Source organism: Aminobacterium sp. UBA4908 (assembly GCF_002398115.1).
Classification (GTDB): domain Bacteria; phylum Synergistota; class Synergistia; order Synergistales; family Aminobacteriaceae; genus Aminobacterium; species Aminobacterium mobile.
In genome coordinates this window covers 71,200-90,361 of sequence record NZ_DHCG01000009.1, presented here as the reverse complement: position 1 = coordinate 90,361, position 19,162 = coordinate 71,200, and the positions used below count along the sequence as shown (strand labels likewise).

The following is a 19,162-nucleotide window of genomic DNA, read 5'->3' as shown; positions in this document are numbered from 1 at the left end:
ATTCACTTCTCAAGGTTCTTTCGCACTCAGCATTCCCTCGAGTGCCTGAAGATAATACTTGACTTTAAGAAGACTGTCAACACTTACATGTGGAACATACTATTATTATTTATGTTCCAATAGTAATCAAACCCTAACATTATTTATTTTTGAACAAACAAAGATCGTTCCTTTATCAACTTACATGTAGTTTATTTTTTTAATGGCAACCTTTTTAAGAATGAACTAATACTTCTGCATAAATTATTTTATTCTTCGTCGAGCTCTAGAATTCCCTCTTCAATAGGCAGTTCGTTCTCCTCTTCCGCTTCTTCGCCCCCTTCTCCCTCTTCAAAACCAAGAGTAAAGCCCAAGCCTTCAGAGACTTTTCCCATAACGTCATTGGTAATTTCCGCCATTAAATCGCTATGCTCCTCTAAATACTGAGCTACGTTATCCTTCCCTTGGCCTATAGTTTCCCCTTTGTAAGCAAGCCATGATCCTTTTCGCTTTATTACATCAAGGTCAATGGCCATATCAAGCACAGCCATGCCACGAGGAATGCCTTTCCCATAAACAAGAGAAGTATGAGCACTTCGGAAAGGAGGGGCTTGCTTGTTTTTTACCACCTTTATCCAAAGCTCATGACCGATGGTTTCATCGCCTTTTGTAAGACTTTTCCCCCGTTTTACTTCAATGCGAACAGAGCTGTAAAACTTGAGTGCGCGCCCTCCTGTAGTAGTTTCTTGAGGGCCAGAACTGTATCCAGTGCTAATTTTGGCTCGAAGCTGATTTATAAAAATGACAACACAGTTGCTCTTAGAAATAGCCGAGGTCAACCGGCGCAACGCATAGGACATAAGACGCGCTTGCAATCCGACTTGGCTGTCTCCTATTTTCCCATCAATTTCCGCTTGGGGAGTTAATGCTGCTACAGAATCTACTACCACTAAATCCACAGCACCGCTACGCACAAGAGTATCCAACACATAGAGAGCCTGTTCACCACTATCAGGTTGGGCGACATAAAGAGATTGGACATCCACACCTAATGATGCCGCTAATCTGGGATCCAAAGCATGTTCCGCATCGATAAAAGCGGCTATACCACCGCTTTTTTGCGCCTCTGCTATGCTATGAAGGGCCACAGTTGTTTTCCCTGACCCTTCAGGACCAAATACTTCTACAATTCGTCCCTTAGGAAGTCCGCCTATCCCTAGTGCCACATCAAGAGGCAGAATACCCGTAGAAATAACCTCTACCTGCTCCTTGAAGGGATCGCCTAGTCGCATAATGGATCCTTCTCCAAATTTACTACGAATATCGTCTATAGCTTGTTCGAGAATATCTTCCCGCGTTTGCGGGTTTTTCTTTTTAGCCATATAAATGAACCTCCTATAGATCCATTCCGATTCTCTATCAGATTACTTTTATACCATATCATTACAAGGAATATGTTTCCAGTGGAGTATAAAAAGGGCCTTCCGGCCGAAGTTGGCTTCGCATAAGAATCATCTGATGAGCTTCCCAACGAAGGCCAGAAAAATCTATTTTCTTAAGACGCTCCTCTAGTTCCTGCGGGACTCCTTTGCCGTATCGGATGCGAGCCAGGGTAAGGTGGGGATGGAACGGGCGCTCCTCCTTCTCTAATCCTGCTGAAAAGCCAGAGGCTTCTACTATGTTTTTCAGCTCTTCAAGAACAGGGGCACCCTCACTTACTCCCACCCACAAAACGCGAGGAGAGCGCAAAGAAGGGAATCCTCCTATAGAGCCAAGACGTATCTGGAAAGGTTTTGTTACTGCTTGAGCTAAAGATTTCTTCAAAGAGAAAGAAAAAAGTTGCAATTGGTCTTCTTGCAACTCTCCACAGAACTTAAGGGTCACATGCAATCCGCTAGGGGCAACCCATTTTAAGTTAGGGTATTCTTTTTTTAGCAGAGAGAGGACGGAAGCGATTTTTTTTCGTTCCTCTTCCGGTATTTCTATACAAACAAAGGCTCTGATAAAAACAGGCATTAAACAGAAACCTCCTTCAGAACACGCCAAAGATATTCCAAAGCTACGGCAAGAGATCTCTTGCGTACACGCTCACGATCTCCAGAAAATTGCCGTTGAAATGTTCTTGTCTCTTTGGGCGTGGCTATTCCAAAACATACCGTTCCTACAGGTTTCTCTTGTGTTCCTCCTTCTGGGCCTGCTATCCCAGTAACAGATACAGCCAGATCTACTTCATAGATGCGACGTGCTCCTTCTGCCATGGCAGCGGCACACTCTTGGCTTACAGCTCCTTTATTTTCTATAATAAAAGAAGGGACTGAAAGAATCTTTATCTTTGCTTCATTGCTATAACAAACAGCGCTTCCTCGAAAAAAAGCAGAGATTCCCGGCACATCGGTCAAGGCAGCACCCACAAGGCCCCCTGTACATGATTCTGCTGCTGCGAGGGTCCAATGTGTGCGTTCTCCCTCATGATAAATAGCCTGAGGGATAGAGGTGCAATCAGCCGGAAGACAATCTTCCGCAACAAGCGAACGTATCTGTGCGGCAACTTCTTCCACCTTTTTATCTTCCCCACTTAAAGCCAGCTCTATAATGTTAACAGAGGGAAGAATAGAGATATGAAGATCTTTTCTTTTCAAAGCAGGAGCAAGTTTATCTTTTAAAAGGCTTTCTGCCCAACCCACGACAAAAAGAGAGAGTCGCCGAGCCGAACCTTGATACATTAAAGGAAGAACAGACTCTTCAGCCATGGCCTGAAATTCCACGGGCACTCCTGGGAAGGAGAAGAAGAGAGTTTTATCAATGCGAAAGGAAATACCTAAAGCTGATCCCTTCGAGTTGTGAATTGGAGATGTGCCTTGCGGGATAGCTCCTTGGGTGCTTCTTGATCGTTCCACTGCATCTCGCTCTGAGAGGCTATAGCGTCCCACAATTTTATTATATGCCTGATGATTAACTTCTAGGGGTACCCCAAGGTAAGAAGCTAGCGCTTGACGGGTCTTGTCGTCATGGGTAGGTCCTAACCCCCCTGAAAGGACTACAAGCTCAACTTGTCCAACCCACCTTCTCAAGGCCTCGATAATTTCACGCTCTTCATCTGGTATAAACTCAATTTTCCGAACCAGACACCCGACTTCAGAAAGTTTAGAAGCGAGCCAAGTGCAATTTATATCGTGTCTGCTACCGCTTAAAAGTTCATCGCCTATTGCTAATAGTACTGCGGTTTGCATAGACCATCATCTCCCAAAAAGATATTGAAAACCTCCTTCGTAGTAAAGCCAATGGAATCCCCAAAGCAGTAAATTAGATAAAATACCGCCTACTACATCATCTGCAACAATTCCAACTCCCCCGGGAAGTTTTTCAGCTGTAGAAACAGGGATAGGTTTAAGAATATCTATAACGCGGAAGAGGAAAAGCGCCGGCAAGAGGGACCCCGCCGGTAAGCCGTACATAGCAATCCATGTCCCTACTACCTCATCCACAACTACTTCCTTAGGGTCTTTCTGGCATGTTTCCGCAGCGTAGCGGTCAGAGGCCCAGATACCTAAAAACATTACAGCTACAATCCCCCACAATGGAATAGGAAGAATTAAAGCAAAAAGAAACGCAACTCCTGACCCCAAGGTCCCAGGCATGGAAGAGAAAAACCCCAGCCCTCCAAGGGTACTAATAGCCCCCGCTAATGAAAGTTTCCTCATCGGGGAACCTCCACACCTAACAAATCATACTCGGAAGCTTCTTTTATTTTGACGTTCACCAAAGCCCCTTCCTGGAGATGTGCCCCATTTATAATGCCCACAAGACCGTCAACTTCCGGAGCATCACGATATGAACGGCCCCATGCTATACCTTCTTCTATGTCTTTCTCTTCCACAAGGACCATGAGCTCTTTCCCTTCAAAAAGCTGCTGTCTACGCCATGATATTTCGGATTGAAGTTCCATAAGACGACGATAACGTTCTTCTTTGACATCTTGAGGGATTTGTTCAGATAATGTTGCCGCCACAGTTCCATCTTCCTGGCAATAGGTAAAGGCTCCAACTCTGTCTATTTCCATATCTTCCAAAAAATCAAGGACTTTTTCGAATTGGACATCTGTTTCTCCTGGAAAACCGACGATCAAGGTTGTTCGGAGAGCAAAAAGAGGGTTTTTTGCCCGTATATATTCAAAAAGGTGACGAAGAGATGATTCTGTACCCTTTCTATTCATAGCTCTTAAAATATGCTCATCCACATGCTGGATGGGTATATCCAAATAAGGCAAAACCCCTGGAACATCCCCAAGACAATCTATAAAATTACTGTCGATTCTGTCGGGATGAAGATAGAGAAGCCGAAGCCATACACTCTGAGGGATAGCGCAAGAAAGGGCATTGAGAAGCGATAGAAGAGAAGACTTTCCGTAAATATCTCTTCCGTAAATGGTAAGATCCTGCCCTACCAAACATATCTCTTTAGCTCCTTCTTCCACAAGGTGGGTCGCTTGATTGACAAGCCTTTCGATGGGGTAACTCCGCGCACGACCACGAATAGAAGGAATTGTACAGTAGGAGCAAAAACTATCGCAACCTTCTCCTACTTTCAGATAGCGGCTCCACAAACGAGTCTCTGGTAGCTGACCTCGATGCCAGGGTGCTGGTGCCCCCCCAAGTTGCAAAATTACAGATTCCCACTCCTCGGAACGAGCCCAAATATCTACAGTAGGCAGCTCTTTCTTCAGATCTTCTCCATAACGATTAACAAGACAGCCAACAACTCCAATCTTCTGTAAGTGTCCTTCTTGTTTCATTTTTTCAAGGTCAAGAATCACATCAATACTCTCTTCGACTGCTGGTTGGATAAATCCACACGTATTCACCAATGCAACCTGAGCCTCTTCAAGTTTTTTTACTACGTGAAACCCGGAGCCTTCCAACATGCCAATAAGATTTTCACTATCTACAGAATTTTTAGCACAACCTAAATTAATGACATAAATGTTCACTCTTTCACCTTGCCCATCTTCCCGTCTTTAGAATAAAAGTAACGTTCTACACGTCCACCATTTCCAACGTGGCCAAGTTCCTCTCCATTCCAAGTAATTCGGACATCGTTAGGACGTCCATATGTCACTACCACTCTATCCGTTACTTCCAGGGAATACGTTTGTCCCTTAGAAAGGATCCCTTGATAAATTGTAGCGTTACCATCACGTATCTGGATCCAACACTTTCCCGTACTTACTATTTCAAGCTTAGGCAATTTCGGCTCCGCAGGCTTTTGAGGCTCCTGAGGTAGGGCTACGTCAGGACTTGAAAAAAGCGGATTTTCCGGCTGAGATACGGCACTTTGAATGCCCAAAGACGGAATATCTTTAGAGAAAAGCATTATATCTGGAGAGATAATTTCACTGGGGGCCTTTTCATTTTGATAGCTTTGAGAACTTTCTTCTCCCTCCCCCTGCATTCCTTGTTCCATATGAAAACCTTTTTCATTCCATGTATACCAAACATACCATCCCGTTCCAACCACTGCCAATACCAATACAAGAATGACCCAAAAGCGAGAAGCCAAGCGAAACCCCTTCGCTGGAGGAGTACACGCCCCTATAAGAGAATCTTCTCCTTCCTGTTTTTCCATATCGTACAAAAGGGGCTTGTAATATTCCCATAGATCCTCCGCCTCTATAATACGAAGATAGGTACGAACAAAGCCCCGCACATAAACAATGCCGGGGAAATCTTCATACCGCCCCTCCTCAATGTTCTCAAGAAACTGAGCTCTAATTTTCGTTAGATCAGCTACATCATCAAGATTCAAACCACGTTGCTCTCGCCTCTCCCGTACCGCTCGACCAAGTTCCTCAAGAGTTATTTGACGTCGTTCCTTTTTCACCGACCACTGCCTCCTTAACACAAGCTCTTAATTCACGAATTGTCTCAGCAGGGTCTGGGGTTCCAAAAACGGAACTTCCCATGACTACTACATCGCATCCAGAAGCAACTACCTGCCTTATAGAATTACGACCAATGCCGCCATCCATTTCTATAGCAAAAGACAAGCCTTGCGCTTCACGATATCGATAGATATTTATCGTTTTCTCTAATGTCTCAGATATAAAAGACTGCCCACCAAAACCAGGATTTACCGACATGATTAAAACAAGATCTACCATGTGCAGTACAGGGTAAACCCATTCCGATGGCGTTGCCGGGTTAAGAGCAACCCCTGGCCGGCAACCAAGACTCCTTATTCTTGATAACACTCTATGGAGATGTGGCGTAGCCTCTACATGCACTGTAAGATAATCAGGTTTAGCAGAAGCAAAAGCCTCTATAAAATCCTCTGGCGGCTCTACCATAAGATGGACATCTAGCACTTCCTGAGAGTAGCGAGCTCTCATCGCTTTAGCCAAAGATGGCCCATAAGATAGATTGGGAACAAAATGGCCATCCATAATATCTAAATGAAGCCAATCATGTTGTTCCTGTAAGGAAGAGATGCTCTTCTCCATGTTTAAGACATCAGCAGAAAGAAGAGATGGTGCCACAAAGAAAGAGTGAGATTTTTTTCCTATCGGTAGCGATCTTGCCATACAAATTCACCTCCCAGGAATATAGTCACTACACCTTCATCTACATAAGGCGTTTCCAGGGAGATATACTCTCCTCCTTTAACTTCCTTATTTAAAAGAACACGAGTACCATTCCCATCCACCATCTCTATCTTCAACGGCATCGGCCTGGTAAGGGGCGGTACTTGATAACGGACTTTCGCTATTTTGCCACCAGCAGGAACTGGAGCCGTTTTCCGAACTTCAGTCGTTTTGCTTTCCCCTCCTGACGTTGAAGAAGAGGTTTGGGAAGGTGTAGTAGCTGTCACTTTTTCTTTAGACTTTGGAGGAATTACAGGAACCATAGTTCCAGAACTCTTCGGTTGAGCTGCCACATCTGGCTGAACAATTGTTGTGGCCTGATCTTCTATACGAGAAGCACCTGGAATCGCCACCACCTGAGAAGAGGAGACTTCTTCAACAGGCTTTCTGAGAGTCGCAACCTGAAGAACCACGCCTTGACCTCGTTTGAGGGTGCTTCCTGCGCTAGGACGCATAGCAATAACCATACCCTCTGGAGAGTTTTGAGTATAAACTCTCTCTATATTTGAAACGGCAAGACCTGCCTCTTCTAACATTTTCCGCGCTGTAGCTTCTTGCCTCTGTAATACATCCGGGACAGAAATCTGACCACTCTGAGTTACTTGCCCCAAGCTTATTAAAAGATCGACTTTTCTACTGCTTTCCACCATCACAGGAGCAGCTGGGCTTTGAGCAACGACAGTACCTGCAGGGCGAGATTCATCTTGAATGCGCAAAACATCTCCTGTTTGGAAGCCCGCTTCTTCTAGTTTTTTAAGGGCTTGAGAGTACTCAAGGCCTCGAACATCTGGCAAAGGAACCCTATTGCCCCCTTTGCTCACTTTAAGGATAATAGTGGTATCTTGCTTAATCTTAGTGCCTGGATCAGGCCATTGAGTAAGGACTGTCCCGCTCGGGAGATTCGACTCTATTTGCTCTATTTTTACCTTAAGGCCGAGACGATGCGCCTCATCTACTGCTTCTACTACCGACATCTCTTTTAAAGGCGGAACTGCCAATCCCTTCCCACCAGTCCAGATAGTGAAAACCGCTATTCCTCCTGAAATAACAATAATAAGAAGGATCAAAAGCATGATCCACTTATACATTTTATTCATCTCTTCTAAACCTCCCGATTTCTTTTCAGGATTGCAGCTATAAAAAAGCCGTCAAGCCAAGGCAATTCCGGCCATATATATGTACCCCAAGGCCTCCCTTTTTTTATATACCGTCCACCGAGCGGGATTGACATTTCTACAAGATCCTCATTTTCGGCTAAAATTTCAGCAACAACCTGCTCATTTTCCTGCTTCATGAGACTACAAGTAGAGTAAACGATGAAACCACCTGGCGCAACTAGCGATACTCCTTTTCTTAAAAGTTTTTTCTGGAGAAACACTAGATTTTCTAATTTTTCTTTTGATAAAGCCCAACGCCCCTCTGGATGTCTATTCCATGTGCCGCTGCCAGAGCAAGGGGCATCAAGAAAAACAAGGTTAGGTAGCATTTGTGGCGTCATTTGAAGGGCATCCCCTTGACGAAAAACAACCCGCGCCCCCAGGGAAAGACGCTCCTTTTCCCTTCGAGCAGCATGGTAACGTCCTTTCGAAAGTTCCCAAGCTTCAATGGTAGCATGAGGCAACAGAGATGCGAGTTGCCCAGCCTTTATTCCTCGCCCAGCGCACATATCAAGGATAGGACCTTCTTTCCAAAATTGAGCCACTATATTCGCTACAAGCATCGAAGACTCGCTCTGGACTGTTACTTGCCCTTCTTTAAAACCAGGAATATCGAGAGGGAAAACAGAAGAAGCTGTTCGTATGGAATAATCAAGCAAAGGAGAAGCCCAGCCTCGTATCCCTATTTTTTTTAGATTTTCAACAACAATAGGAACGTGCCCCTGAGGAAAAACTCGAAGGGACGCGTATGGACGCATTCTAAAAAGTTTAAATAATTTTAAAGTATCATTATACCCCAACACATCTTTCCATTGATACGCGACCCACAAAGGGACCCCTGCCAGAAGAGATTGTTCTTGGATACCACTGCTCCTTTCCAACGTTTCAAGGAAAGCTCGCCCGTTCTCTTCCACCCTCCGTAATACGGCATTTACAATTCGAGCCTCTTGCGGACGCCCACTTTCTTTTATTTCCTGAACAAGGGCGTTTACAAGGACTCTCGGAATAAAATGTTTCAACTCTAAAAGACCTGCCGTTCCAAGAATCAATGCGTTTCGAGTCTTCTTGGAAAGAGACTCGAAGGATGGGCGAAGGAAACGTCCCACGACAGCCCTCCATAATGATTGACGACGAAGAGTCGCATAAATAAGGGAAGCTGCTAGTATGCGATCTCCATTATTCATATTTTCTGAGAAATGGCGCAACGACTCGCTAGCAAATTTCCCTTTGGAAACATCTTCAAGAACACAAAGTGCAGCTTCTATACCTCTCATGGGAAAAGAACCTCCGGTTGAATAGCTTCAGATTTTCGACGGGTGCGAATAAAAAGCTGAGACGGACCATATACAGAGAAGCCACCCCATCCTGTATTAACTGCACGCACCTCTACTCCTGTAATCTCTATATCTTCTACATCAGAATCTGTTGTAACATATCGTTGTACCACAGTGCTTAAAGCCGGTCCCAAAAGATGAGATAATAAAAGGGCTACTATTACATAGAGCAACCCCATAGTACCAGTGGCTAAAAGAAGCACTATAAATAGCAGGGAAGAAAGGGTGTTAATAACCACAATAGTAGTACCACAGCGAGGATGAACAGCTAAAGAAGACTCCCCTCTTTTCATTCGTTCGAGAGCAACTCTTGCGGCATAAAGAGCAGAAGCTGGATCTACAAGACCGCGCAGAGAAAAACCATCATCATAAGCCATTCCTTCTATGTTACAACGTCCCAAGGATTCTTCCAGAACGTGAATTGTCCCATGTTCTAGTCCATGATTCTTCCGAACTTTTTTGTTAAATAGAACCTTAAATAGCTGAGTAGGACCCGCGATAAGCCAAATAAAAGAACTGGCCGCAAACCCTAAGGGGATAAATACCAAGAAAAAAATTACAAAAAGGAGCAACGCTATAAATCCAGCCCATGGAGCTATAAAAAACAAAAGTAGCAGAAGAATAAAAGGCATAAGATACCATCCTTTTCAAAACAAATGGTGAGGCGCACCCATAACGCCCCACCATCTATTGTACCGCTCGACAGGAGGAACGTATGCTAATCGCGATTACCAAACATCCCGCGAAGCACTAAAAGCCGTGCTAACTGGGCGAAAGCCATAACTGCAGCTGCAACATAGGTAAGAGCCGCTGCATTAAGAACAACTTTAGCTCCCTGAACCTCATCTGAGGCCAACATGCCCGTATTCCCTAGCAAACGTAACGCCCTTGAGCTCGCGTCAAATTCAACAGGCAACGTAACCAAGTGGAAGACAATTACACCAACAAAAAGGAGAATTCCAACATCCATTAGAATCGAGCCACGAAAAAGCAATCCCAGGAAAAAAAGAGGGAAAGCTAGAGAAGACCCTATTCCCACAGCTGGAACTACAGCGTTACGAAACTTTAAGGGGGCATAATTCTCCTGATGCTGAATAGCATGGCCCACTTCATGAGCTGCCACGCCTATTGCAGCTATACTCGAACTATTATAGACACCCTCTGACAGATGAAGAGTTTTATCTCTAGGATCATAATGGTCTGTAAGGTTCCCCGCAACTCTTTGGATAGGAACACCTGTCATTCCAAAACGATCAAGCAACGCACGCGCTGCTTCGGCACCAGTGACTCCTCTTCGCGAAAGGACACGACTGTATTGTGAATATGCGCTTCTCACCTTCATCTGAGCCCAGAAGGCCAAAATAACAGCCGGAACAAGCAGAACAAATGTTGGGTCGAAAAAAAGAGGAAACACGCCATCACCTCCGTACTATGGCTTTTGAAACTATTGTGACAAAATTTCTCTTTTCTTACATCCGTATTTTACACGGATCCTCAGGAAAGAGCAATATTGGTCAAATTAATTTTTTGCGTAAAAATCAGCCACAGCACCAACAATGTATTCTTGTTCTTCCACTGTCAACTCAGGGAAGATGGGGAAAGCTAAGCTCTCATGACTTAACTTCTCGGCTTCAGGGAAGTCTACTTCTTTATAACCTAAGAAACCAAAACATTGCTGTAGATGCAAACAAAGCGGGTAGTATACTCGTGTCGTTATCCCTTTCCCCTCTAAAAATGCTGAAAGTTTACTTCGATTGTTTACCCGAGGAACATATTGATGGTAGATATGATAATTCCCCTTCAACTCTTTAGGCGGCTTAACGTTCTCAAGAAGATCGTGCTCCGCAAAAAGGAGATTGTACCGATCAGCAACCAATCGTCTCTCCTCATTCCATTCGTCCAAATGACGCAACTTCACTCGAAGAATAGCAGCTTGCAACGCATCAAGACGGCTGTTTAAACCTACTTCTTCATGAATGTATGTAGTTCCAGCGCCATGAACTCGCAACGTTCTTAATCTAGCAGCCAGATCAGAACGGGATGAAACTACCATCCCCCCGTCTCCATATCCACCAAGATTTTTTGTAGGGAAAAAGGAATAACATCCTATGGATCCCCACGCACCAGCTCGTATAATTTCACCTTCTACCTGTCGCCAGGAACCGAAAGCCTGAGCTGCATCTTCAACAATAGCTATCCCTCGGCTTTCAAGCTCATGGGACACCTCTTCCAGAGGAGCCATTTGACCAAAAAGATGAACAGGGATAATTGCTTTTGTGCGAGACGTAACCTTGTCCATAAGCTGTTCCAAATTTATATTGTACGTGTCGGGGTCAATATCCACAAAAACAGGCTTCGCACCTAGTCTTGTTATGCAACTTACAGTGGCAAAAAAAGAGTAGGGAGTGGTAATTACTTCATCTCCCTCTGAAACATCGAGAGCCATCAACGCCAAAAGCAACGCATCGCTGCCAGAAGCGCACCCAATAGCTTGGGCTCCTCCTAAATAGGCAGAAATCTCTTCCTCAAAGGCTTTTTCTACTGGCCCCAAAATAAAATACTGACTTTCAAGCACCTCTTCAAGTGCATCCGCCACTTCCTCTCTGATACGCTCATAATTACGTGTCAAATCTAATGTAGGTATTTTCATTTTCTCTCATATCCCCCTCATCAGAGTGCAAACTCAAAAAAATATTATGCCCCAAAAGGCCTTTCTCTGCTATATATCTTCCCCTCAAAAGCCTGTTTTTTGGTAAAAAAATAGGGCTGGAGCATTCCAGCCCTTATAGTTGTCATCTTACTTGTAATTCTTTTAAATTAGCGCCCTTCTTCTCTCGCCTGACGCAGACCTTCTATCGCATCCTGAAGATGCTTTTTAAGGAGGGTTACAGACCGTTCAGAATCGTGATGACGCAAAGCTATCAAAATCTCTCGATGAGCATCTACACTCGGCACTGTCTCTAATTGATAAAAGGGATCATAAAAGACTACATATGCATTTGTACGAGCCAATATATTCTCTACATACTCGGCTAGCACTTTATTTCCACTCGCATCAGCAATCGCTTTATGGAAAGCCTCGTTCACTTCCAAGTATTTTTCGAGATCTTTCTCTTCTATAGCGCGACCTTCTTCAATCATGGCTTCTTCCAATCTACGAAGGTGGCGATCACCAATTCTCTCGGCCGCTAGACGAATAGCGAGGGTCTCTAACTGTTCCCTAACAAGGAATGTATCCTCTATCTCTCGAGCCGTTGGTGCAGCTAAACGAGCGCCACTATTCGGGATAATAACAACGAGCCCTTCGCTTGCCAACCGGCGCAAAGCTTCTCGAACCGGGGTACGACTTACCCCCATCTGAACCGCAATATTCACCTCCGGAAGTCTCTGCCCTGGTTTGAGTTGTTTGGTAATAATTTTGTGACGAAGTTCTTGATAAGCATAGTCAGCAGAGGTTGTATATAATCTCGCTTCTCGCATTCGTTAATTCCTCCTTGATCCAAATGGACTCTCTTATATTGTATAAGAGTCTGTCTTTTTCACAAATAACTTTAACATACGTTATACTGTTCTACAAGGGATACGTGGTAAAATACACGAAAAATAAAAAAATAAACAAATTGATTGCATTATACCGCATACCTTATACCGCATACAACTGGAGGTCGTTTGATGAGAATTACTGTTCTATTATTATCTTTGGCTACTATTATCCTTTTTGCTTACGCGCTTGCCGGCCTCGGGGGATTTTTCTTTGGGAAGGGAAATACCGCATATATCATTTTCGGCCTTTCTGGAGGTATCCTATCGGCACTAGCTGCCATTTGGCTTTGGAAAAAATACCTAAAATCCCTTGAAAATCAGCACTTCGAATAAAAGGCTTGTCTCCAAACTTCTTGGAGACAACGGACTGCCGAAGATATTCCCTCGTTAACGATGCTGCTCACTGCAAAACGAACAGCTTCTACCCTTTCTCCTTCATAAGAAAATTGATTTCCAGAAGCAACAAGGACACCTGCCTTGCGAGCTTCAAAAGCAGCTTCTCTGCCATCAATGCCAGGAATATTTAGCCAAAGATATATTCCCCCTTCAGGGAGAAGAAAATCCCCTTCTGGCACACAAACACGTAAAGAAGCTCCTAATGTTTTCATTCTCGATTCCATCACTCCACGAGTTGTGGTCAGTGCACTTTCCAGCCCTTTACTCTCTATGAAACGCTCGACTATAAGCTGATCTAGAGAGGAGACTGGCCCATATCGTTTTGCCTGAGCCTGGACAAAAGATTCCATCAGTTGGTTGGGGACAAGAGAATACCCAATACGTAGTCCCGGAAAAAGAACCTGACTAAACGATCCCAAATAGACGACCCGTTCAGATCCATCCAGAGCTTTCAAAGCAGAAATACTTCGTTCACCGTAGCGAAGTTCACCATAAGCATCATCTTCAAGAACCCAGAATCCGTATTTCATACTTCCTTCCAGGATAACATGGCGTAACGATTCTGAGATAGTCTGCCCAGTTGGATTCTGAAAACTAGGGACAAGATAAAGCATATGAGAGCCAGACAGGCATTCATACCACTTTTCACTTATATCTTCAAGAGGGGGCAGTACTTTAATTTCTATGCCTTCTGATTGTGCCATCATAATAGCGTCAGGGTAGGTCAGCTTTTCAACCCACATTTGACGGACCCCTAATTGCTTAAGTGCATTAAGGGAAAGCGCAATGCCCTGCCGTCCACCTGCAGTCACGAAAACTTCCCTCCAGGAAGCTGGAATCCCTCGAGAAGCCGCGTGTTTAACTAAAACATGACGCAAAGAATCAAGGCCTGAAAGAGGCGCCTCACAAAGAGCCTCTTTACTTGAAAAAGCCAAAACATCCCTTGCTACTCTAGAAAGCTCCTCCGAGGGAATAAGATCTGGGGTTGGCTGTCCTGTTCTAAAATCCCACTTATGGTCAAACTCCCCCGTAAAATAGTCGTCAGAAACGCTTCTCTCACTTACATATGTACCGCTTCGACCTAACTCCACCACATATCCATAATCAGAGAGAAGCTTGTATGCCTCCATGACCGTTATACGTCCTACACCGAGACTTTGTGCCAACCCTCTTGAGCCAGGGAGCTTGGTTTTGGGCAATAGCGCTCCTCTCTCTATCATTTTCTGCAAATGAAGAGCTATTTGCCGATATAAAGGCACTTCTGATTTCCGGTTTAGAGGTATTTCTAGCATATTGTCGCCCCTTTTGTTTCCTATATCATCTATGTTATGTTTGTAACAAAATTATACTAAATGGCAATACTTTACTGGTACGTTGATATTTTCCTATCGCATATTCGACCCTCTCGTTCTATATAAAATTTTATATGATGGAATAGGAGAGCCTATCAATTTGGTTTTCATAAACATTAATCCTCTTATGAAGGCTTTAAAAACGATAAAAACGTCGCGCAAGAAATAGAGTAAGGGGAATTTCTCTTGCTAAAATCTCATATGGCTAGAGGCACCTGTCAGGTGCCTCTAGCCATTCTTTATAGGTTTCGGACTATCGGATGACCTATGGAAGAAAAAAGGTCATAGATTGTCTCATGTTTCTCTTTTACCTTTCTCAGCTCTTCTATACTCAAGACCCATATATCCATAGGTTTAGCCGGCTCTATTAATATTTGCCCCATGGGAACAAGGAGGCGCAACAGAGCAAAAACGTCTTCTTCCGTCTCTACAACCCATACTAACCAGTTCAAAGAATCTTGATCTGCTGAATCTAAATCCACATATCCCGGTATATACATGTGTCGCTGATTCAACAAAAAAAGATGGATTTTTCCAATACTCTCAAGGAAAAAGGGGAGCTGTTTTGAAAAAGGGGGTTGGGCACGGAAAAAGAAAAACTTATCGGAATTAACGAGACCGAGGGGATCATTGGGATGCTTAGAAAAATTCATATAGTAAGCAAAATCATAACGTCCCAGCAAGAGCAAGTCTACCTCAAAGCTTCCCACAGGAATGTTATTTTCATCGAGCCAAGAACGGGCTGCATCTCGACTCAAAGGTGTGACTTCTCTCGCTTTTAATCCCGTAACAGGAAAATGACTTTTTATTTTTTCCACGTAGGGGTGAGAGCAATATGTCCACTCTACAGAAGATGGGTTATGCAGAGCATACATTTCTTGTTGCGACAAAGCAGGGGCATATTCAAGCACTTTACCTGGATAGTAATCTTTAGCCCCCCATCTAGCAGCAAACCCGCCATCTAAAATATATTGGAATCGAGTCCGCCAAAGAAAAATCTCTTGTTCTTTATCTCCTAAAGAAGCTGATCCCGGTTTGTTCTCACAAAACCATTGCCGGCACAATTCCTGAAACGTCTCGCGTCCATGGGAAGTGAGGGAATAAATACCGTTTTTCTCTTTTAACATACCTAACTCTCTGAGTCGCCGCAGCCCTTCGACATCTTCCCCTGCCCAAACCACTGTCTCTTCATCCCAACAGGGGTGGAACGTATCAAATAGCAACAAAACCATCTCATCACTCATAAAACTCCCTCCTTTTTGCCCTTACAAAAAGACATCCTTCAGGTATTATTATGATCGAAGAAAAGAACTTTTAAAATCTTTTTTATACTTCAAGGCTGAGAATAGATACAAAAAAATTCACACCTGAATGATTTATTATTTGCCTAATTATTACAAACAAAAGGGGTATCTTTCCATGGCATCTTCTCTGAATCTTAAAACAGACCTTCTTATTTTTGATGTAGACGGCGTTCTCATCGATACAAGCATGTCCTATCCTCTCGTTGTCGCGGAAGCCATTCGATGGGTATGGAAATATGTTTTAGATCATCACGTTGACGCACCTGGATTCACATTAGACCATTTTTATGCGACGAAAGTGTTTCCCCCCTTTAACGACGATTATGATATAGCCTGGTCTTTTTTATGTGCAACCCTGGCCCAAGAAACCGAAAGCCTACTCCGTTCAGCTCCTTCTTTAAAAGAGTGGAAAAAGCTTTTAGAAACATCTCAAGGAATGGATATAGAAGAATGGGTGAAAAAAAACGTAGGTGACAGAATTTCTCGTCTCGTGGTTCGACGAATATGTGAAGAACTTTATTATGGTGCAGAGAAAATAGGATCTATTATGGGCGAATCTCCTCTTTTCATAACATCCGGTAAAGGATACTGGCGAGAGGAAAAACCACAGATCTCTATGCACTGGAGTGATCTCTCCCTGCCTGTAGGTATTTATACAGGAAGGAGCAAGGGAGAGATGAAATTGGCACTGCAATTGCTCGGTTGGGAAGACCTTCCAGAAGAACAAATTATTACTCCCGAATCAGGCATAACCAAACCTTCCCCTCAGGGAATTGCTCGCCTATGTACGCTTTTCGAGGCAAATAACCCCATCTTCTTTGGCGATACAGAGAGCGACCGTCAAGCCCTATTACAATTTGGGAAGGGGCAATTTATTGCCATTGGGGCCCTATTGCCCCACTGGAGCATGCAGTTTAATTTTCTCTCCGAGGCTCTCTCTTTCCTTAAAAATAAAATGATCCTTTAAGTCTGGAAGCCATCGCTTCCATATCTGTTGCATAACAGCCGGTAAGAACTTCCTCCAAGGAAACAATGGAGGTACCCCTTTTCTGTACTGCCACGCCTGCTGCCATATTTGCGAAACGGCAAGCCTCCTCTATGGGGAGTGTTCCACCCAGAGCTAGAGACAAAGCTGCCACAACCGTATCCCCTGCTCCTGAAACGTCATAAACTTCCATAGATAAGGCAGGCAGATGAAAACATTTCTGGGCATTGGCGTAGGTCATTCCATCGCTTCCTTGAGTAATGAGAATACCTGATAAATTAAGACTTTGACAAAGCTCCAAGGCTCCAGCCTCCACCTCTTCCTGATCATAGAGATCCCGACCCAGAAGCCTCCCTGCCTCCGCCACATTGGGAGTAATAAGAGTCGCATCATAAAAACGATGATAGTGAGGCGGTTTGGGATCGGCAATAACCGGAACGTTATGAGCTTTCCCCCATAGAATAATTCCCTGGGCGAGAGAAGATGTAATAGTACCTTTTGCATAATCTGAGAGAACTATAACTGATGGGGATGCGGTGAGGTTCTCCAAAGCATCTAAAAACGCTTGTTCCTCTTCCATACTAAGAGAGATTTTTTTCTCTCTATCGATCCGGACTACCTGCTGATTCAAAGCCAATACTCTTGTCTTTACAATAGTGGGAGCTTGAGCCCTCACTAACGGAGATTCAAAGTAAACACCTTTCTCTTTCACTACATTCGTTAATATTTCACCTGCACTATCGTTGCCAATGGGACATAGGAGAGACGCTCTTCCTCCTAAAGCCACTATATTTGTCGCCACATTAGCAGCTCCACCTGCACGATATTCATCGCGTCCCACCACTACTACAGGAACAGGGGCTTCAGGGGAAAGGCGTGAGGCTCCTCCCCAAACATAGTGATCAAGTACAGCGTCTCCCACCACCACCACATGGACATCACCAAAAAGTCGAGACAAAAAAACAAAAGTTTCCACTATGGCTACCCTTCTCTCAACTTCCTGCGCAAAACTTTACCTATACTGTTACGAGGGAAATCTTCCACAAACTCAAATATCCGCGGGGTCTTATAGTGAGCAAGCTGGGCTTTACAATAAGCATAGAGTTCCTTCGAAGTTACCTTCGGATTGCTTCGTATTACAAAAGCTTTTACTATTTGCCCGCTCATAGAGTGAGGAACCCCCACAACAGCTGACTCTTTAATTCCAGGATAGCTGTTAAGAACCTCTTCTACCTCTTGGGGGTATACATTGAACCCACCTACAATAATAATATCACTCACTCGATCCACAATAGAGATATACCCCTCTGAATCTATCCGAACCACATCTCCAGTATCAAACCAGCCATCTTTAAATTTTTGCGCTGTATTCTCTGGATCATTAAAATATTCCTGGGCAACAGAAGGACCCCTGAGCCATAAAACCCCTTCCTTATCTGAAGGCAAGACTTTCCCACTCTCATCACGGATCTCATATTCGAAACCTGGCAACAAAGTTCCTACTGTTCCTATTTTTCGTCGCGCTCTATCAGGATTTACTGCCACTACTGGAGAACACTCCGTTAAACCGTATCCCTCCATCACCTCTACTCCGAAAATGGCACGTACACGATTATCCAGAGCCATAGGGAAACGGTCTCCACCACTCACTATCGTAGTAATTGTTTTAGGAGCCGGCACATTCCCCTTGGCAGCCGCAGCTACAAGAAGAGAGATCATAGCCGGAACGGCAATAATAAAATTAACCCCTGTCGCATTGATGGTTTGGAGAGTGCGATCTGGTGGCATAAAATGGGGAAGAACTACTTGTCTTGCTCCCGTAAGGAGGGGCAAAAGCCCACTGGTTGAGTAACCAAGTGTATGGAAATTTGGTAACGCATTAAGTATTATGCACTCCTCCGGCTTAAAAGCCGAGAAATGTTTTGCCGCTGCTTCAACATTGCTATATATATTCGTACCAGAAAGAGGAACTGCCTTGGGAAGGCCCGTTGTTCCTGAAGTATAAAACATAACCGCAACATCGAGACGAGAAGAGGTGCGTTTTTCTCCGTGAAACGATGGAATATTTCCATTGAGATCCCCTTTTACCACTGGTATCCCCATTGATCCCAAGGATTCCTCGTCGAAAGGGACGCTATCAGGCACTAGGATAACGAAGGGATCAGCATGTCGAATACTACGGACAAGCGAATGTGGGCCTGCCTGTAAATTTAAAGGGACAATAGTTCCGCTCAGACGCCAACATGCTACAGAAAGAGCGAGGAGCAACGGACTGTTAGGCAACATTGTTACTAGCCTCTGTCCTCCTTCAAAACCGGCTTCACTAAGCACTTTTTCCAATTTATTTACAGTAGTATTGAATCGCGCTCGGCTCCACCATTCGCCATTCCACCAAAGATACTCTCTTTCAGGATCTTTTTGGTAAAGGTCACTGACCACTTCGTCAAGTCTTTTCCCCATTTAGTAACTGCCCCC

General features: G+C 44.2%; 19 protein-coding genes. 2 read left to right on the top strand and 17 right to left on the bottom strand.

What is annotated here, in order from left to right:
* Window positions 1-248 precede the first annotated feature (248 nt).
* From recA to B4J50_RS08470, 13 genes are all read right to left on the bottom strand, one after another.
* Complete coding sequence (gene recA / locus B4J50_RS08530) at window positions 249-1,361, bottom strand: recombinase RecA (RefSeq protein ID WP_024822947.1); 1,113 nt, start codon at window positions 1,359-1,361, stop codon at window positions 249-251.
* A 61-nt stretch (window positions 1,362-1,422) separates the two neighbouring features.
* Window positions 1,423-1,995, bottom strand: a complete 573-nt coding sequence (thpR, locus tag B4J50_RS08525; protein WP_286846391.1) for an RNA 2',3'-cyclic phosphodiesterase — start codon at window positions 1,993-1,995, stop codon at window positions 1,423-1,425.
* Window positions 1,995-3,209, bottom strand: a complete 1,215-nt coding sequence (locus tag B4J50_RS08520) for a nicotinamide-nucleotide amidohydrolase family protein (RefSeq protein WP_286846392.1) — start codon at window positions 3,207-3,209, stop codon at window positions 1,995-1,997. Before B4J50_RS08520 ends, thpR begins: the two co-directional genes overlap by 1 nt.
* 6 nt (window positions 3,210-3,215) lie before the next feature.
* Entirely contained in the window at window positions 3,216-3,680 is a 465-nt protein-coding gene (locus B4J50_RS08515; protein WP_286846393.1) for a phosphatidylglycerophosphatase A family protein, read from the bottom strand.
* Window positions 3,677-4,966 carry a 30S ribosomal protein S12 methylthiotransferase RimO gene (gene rimO, locus B4J50_RS08510; RefSeq protein WP_286846394.1) on the bottom strand — a complete coding sequence of 430 codons (1,290 nt, stop codon included), beginning with the start codon at window positions 4,964-4,966 and terminating at the stop codon, window positions 3,677-3,679. Before rimO ends, B4J50_RS08515 begins: the two co-directional genes overlap by 4 nt.
* Window positions 4,963-5,856, bottom strand: a complete 894-nt coding sequence (locus B4J50_RS08505) for a helix-turn-helix domain-containing protein (protein ID WP_286846395.1) — start codon at window positions 5,854-5,856, stop codon at window positions 4,963-4,965. The genes rimO and B4J50_RS08505 overlap by 4 nt, the downstream gene beginning before the upstream one ends.
* Window positions 5,825-6,556 carry a ribulose-phosphate 3-epimerase gene (gene rpe / locus B4J50_RS08500; protein ID WP_286846396.1) on the bottom strand — a complete coding sequence of 244 codons (732 nt, stop codon included), beginning with the start codon at window positions 6,554-6,556 and terminating at the stop codon, window positions 5,825-5,827. Before rpe ends, B4J50_RS08505 begins: the two co-directional genes overlap by 32 nt.
* Window positions 6,535-7,713, bottom strand: coding sequence for a PASTA domain-containing protein (locus B4J50_RS08495; protein WP_286846397.1), 1,179 nt, complete (start codon window positions 7,711-7,713; stop codon window positions 6,535-6,537). The genes rpe and B4J50_RS08495 overlap by 22 nt, the downstream gene beginning before the upstream one ends.
* A gap of 5 nt (window positions 7,714-7,718) precedes the next feature.
* Window positions 7,719-9,047 carry an RsmB/NOP family class I SAM-dependent RNA methyltransferase gene (locus B4J50_RS08490; protein WP_286846398.1) on the bottom strand — a complete coding sequence of 443 codons (1,329 nt, stop codon included), beginning with the start codon at window positions 9,045-9,047 and terminating at the stop codon, window positions 7,719-7,721.
* On the bottom strand, window positions 9,044-9,739 hold the full coding sequence (locus B4J50_RS08485; protein WP_286846400.1) for a DUF6391 domain-containing protein: 696 nt from the start codon (window positions 9,737-9,739) through the stop codon (window positions 9,044-9,046). Before B4J50_RS08485 ends, B4J50_RS08490 begins: the two co-directional genes overlap by 4 nt.
* Before the next feature lie 86 nt (window positions 9,740-9,825).
* Window positions 9,826-10,521 (bottom strand): zinc metallopeptidase, encoded by a 696-nt coding sequence (locus B4J50_RS08480; RefSeq protein WP_286846402.1) that lies wholly within the window; start codon window positions 10,519-10,521, stop codon window positions 9,826-9,828.
* 105 nt (window positions 10,522-10,626) lie between these two features.
* Window positions 10,627-11,757 carry a DegT/DnrJ/EryC1/StrS family aminotransferase gene (locus B4J50_RS08475; RefSeq protein WP_286846403.1) on the bottom strand — a complete coding sequence of 377 codons (1,131 nt, stop codon included), beginning with the start codon at window positions 11,755-11,757 and terminating at the stop codon, window positions 10,627-10,629.
* Between the two features lie 167 nt (window positions 11,758-11,924).
* Window positions 11,925-12,587 carry a GntR family transcriptional regulator gene (locus tag B4J50_RS08470; RefSeq protein ID WP_286846404.1) on the bottom strand — a complete coding sequence of 221 codons (663 nt, stop codon included), beginning with the start codon at window positions 12,585-12,587 and terminating at the stop codon, window positions 11,925-11,927.
* Window positions 12,588-12,779: 192 nt separating this feature from the next.
* On the opposite strand from B4J50_RS08470, the gene B4J50_RS08465 reads away from it, so the two are divergent.
* Complete coding sequence (locus B4J50_RS08465) at window positions 12,780-12,983, top strand: hypothetical protein (protein ID WP_286846405.1); 204 nt, start codon at window positions 12,780-12,782, stop codon at window positions 12,981-12,983.
* Here the strand turns inward: B4J50_RS08465 and B4J50_RS08460 are convergent.
* The gene (locus B4J50_RS08460) at window positions 12,968-14,338 is read right to left on the bottom strand and encodes a PLP-dependent aminotransferase family protein (RefSeq protein WP_286846406.1); all 1,371 of its coding nucleotides are present in this window, start codon (window positions 14,336-14,338) and stop codon (window positions 12,968-12,970) included. The two genes, B4J50_RS08465 and B4J50_RS08460, sit on opposite strands and share 16 nt — an antisense overlap.
* Window positions 14,339-14,637: 299 nt before the next feature.
* Window positions 14,638-15,642: a hypothetical protein gene (locus tag B4J50_RS08455; RefSeq protein ID WP_286846407.1), complete on the bottom strand. Its 1,005-nt coding sequence runs from the start codon at window positions 15,640-15,642 to the stop codon at window positions 14,638-14,640.
* 175 nt (window positions 15,643-15,817) lie between these two features.
* Here B4J50_RS08455 and B4J50_RS08450 point away from each other — a divergent pair, with 175 nt between their 5' ends.
* The gene (locus B4J50_RS08450) at window positions 15,818-16,669 is read left to right on the top strand and encodes an HAD family hydrolase (RefSeq protein WP_286954076.1); all 852 of its coding nucleotides are present in this window, start codon (window positions 15,818-15,820) and stop codon (window positions 16,667-16,669) included.
* On the opposite strand, the gene B4J50_RS08445 is transcribed toward B4J50_RS08450, so the two are convergent.
* A complete protein-coding gene (locus B4J50_RS08445; protein ID WP_286846409.1) occupies window positions 16,647-17,663 on the bottom strand; it encodes a bifunctional heptose 7-phosphate kinase/heptose 1-phosphate adenyltransferase in 1,017 nt (338 codons plus the stop codon). The genes B4J50_RS08450 and B4J50_RS08445 overlap by 23 nt on opposite strands.
* A gap of 5 nt (window positions 17,664-17,668) precedes the next feature.
* On the bottom strand, window positions 17,669-19,147 hold the full coding sequence (locus B4J50_RS08440) for an AMP-binding protein (RefSeq protein ID WP_286846410.1): 1,479 nt from the start codon (window positions 19,145-19,147) through the stop codon (window positions 17,669-17,671).
* Window positions 19,148-19,162 lie beyond the last annotated feature (15 nt).

Excerpts from the sequence above, each read along its gene's own strand:
- B4J50_RS08520 (WP_286846392.1), bottom strand. The coding sequence starts at position 3,209 with ATGCAAACCGCAGTACTATTAGCAATAGGCGATGAACTTTTAAGCGGT.
- B4J50_RS08495 (WP_286846397.1), bottom strand. The coding sequence starts at position 7,713 with ATGAATAAAATGTATAAGTGGATCATGCTTTTGATCCTTCTTATTATT.
- B4J50_RS08460 (WP_286846406.1), bottom strand. The coding sequence starts at position 14,338 with ATGCTAGAAATACCTCTAAACCGGAAATCAGAAGTGCCTTTATATCGG.
- thpR (WP_286846391.1), bottom strand. The coding sequence starts at position 1,995 with ATGCCTGTTTTTATCAGAGCCTTTGTTTGTATAGAAATACCGGAAGAG.
- B4J50_RS08490 (WP_286846398.1), bottom strand. The coding sequence starts at position 9,047 with ATGAGAGGTATAGAAGCTGCACTTTGTGTTCTTGAAGATGTTTCCAAA.
- B4J50_RS08470 (WP_286846404.1), bottom strand. The coding sequence starts at position 12,587 with ATGCGAGAAGCGAGATTATATACAACCTCTGCTGACTATGCTTATCAA.
- B4J50_RS08485 (WP_286846400.1), bottom strand. The coding sequence starts at position 9,739 with ATGCCTTTTATTCTTCTGCTACTTTTGTTTTTTATAGCTCCATGGGCT.
- recA (WP_024822947.1), bottom strand. The coding sequence starts at position 1,361 with ATGGCTAAAAAGAAAAACCCGCAAACGCGGGAAGATATTCTCGAACAA.
- B4J50_RS08475 (WP_286846403.1), bottom strand. The coding sequence starts at position 11,757 with ATGAAAATACCTACATTAGATTTGACACGTAATTATGAGCGTATCAGA.
- rpe (WP_286846396.1), bottom strand. The coding sequence starts at position 6,556 with ATGGCAAGATCGCTACCGATAGGAAAAAAATCTCACTCTTTCTTTGTG.
- B4J50_RS08465 (WP_286846405.1), top strand. The coding sequence starts at position 12,780 with ATGAGAATTACTGTTCTATTATTATCTTTGGCTACTATTATCCTTTTT.
- B4J50_RS08515 (WP_286846393.1), bottom strand. The coding sequence starts at position 3,680 with ATGAGGAAACTTTCATTAGCGGGGGCTATTAGTACCCTTGGAGGGCTG.
- B4J50_RS08440 (WP_286846410.1), bottom strand. The coding sequence starts at position 19,147 with ATGGGGAAAAGACTTGACGAAGTGGTCAGTGACCTTTACCAAAAAGAT.
- B4J50_RS08450 (WP_286954076.1), top strand. The coding sequence starts at position 15,818 with ATGGCATCTTCTCTGAATCTTAAAACAGACCTTCTTATTTTTGATGTA.
- B4J50_RS08455 (WP_286846407.1), bottom strand. The coding sequence starts at position 15,642 with ATGAGTGATGAGATGGTTTTGTTGCTATTTGATACGTTCCACCCCTGT.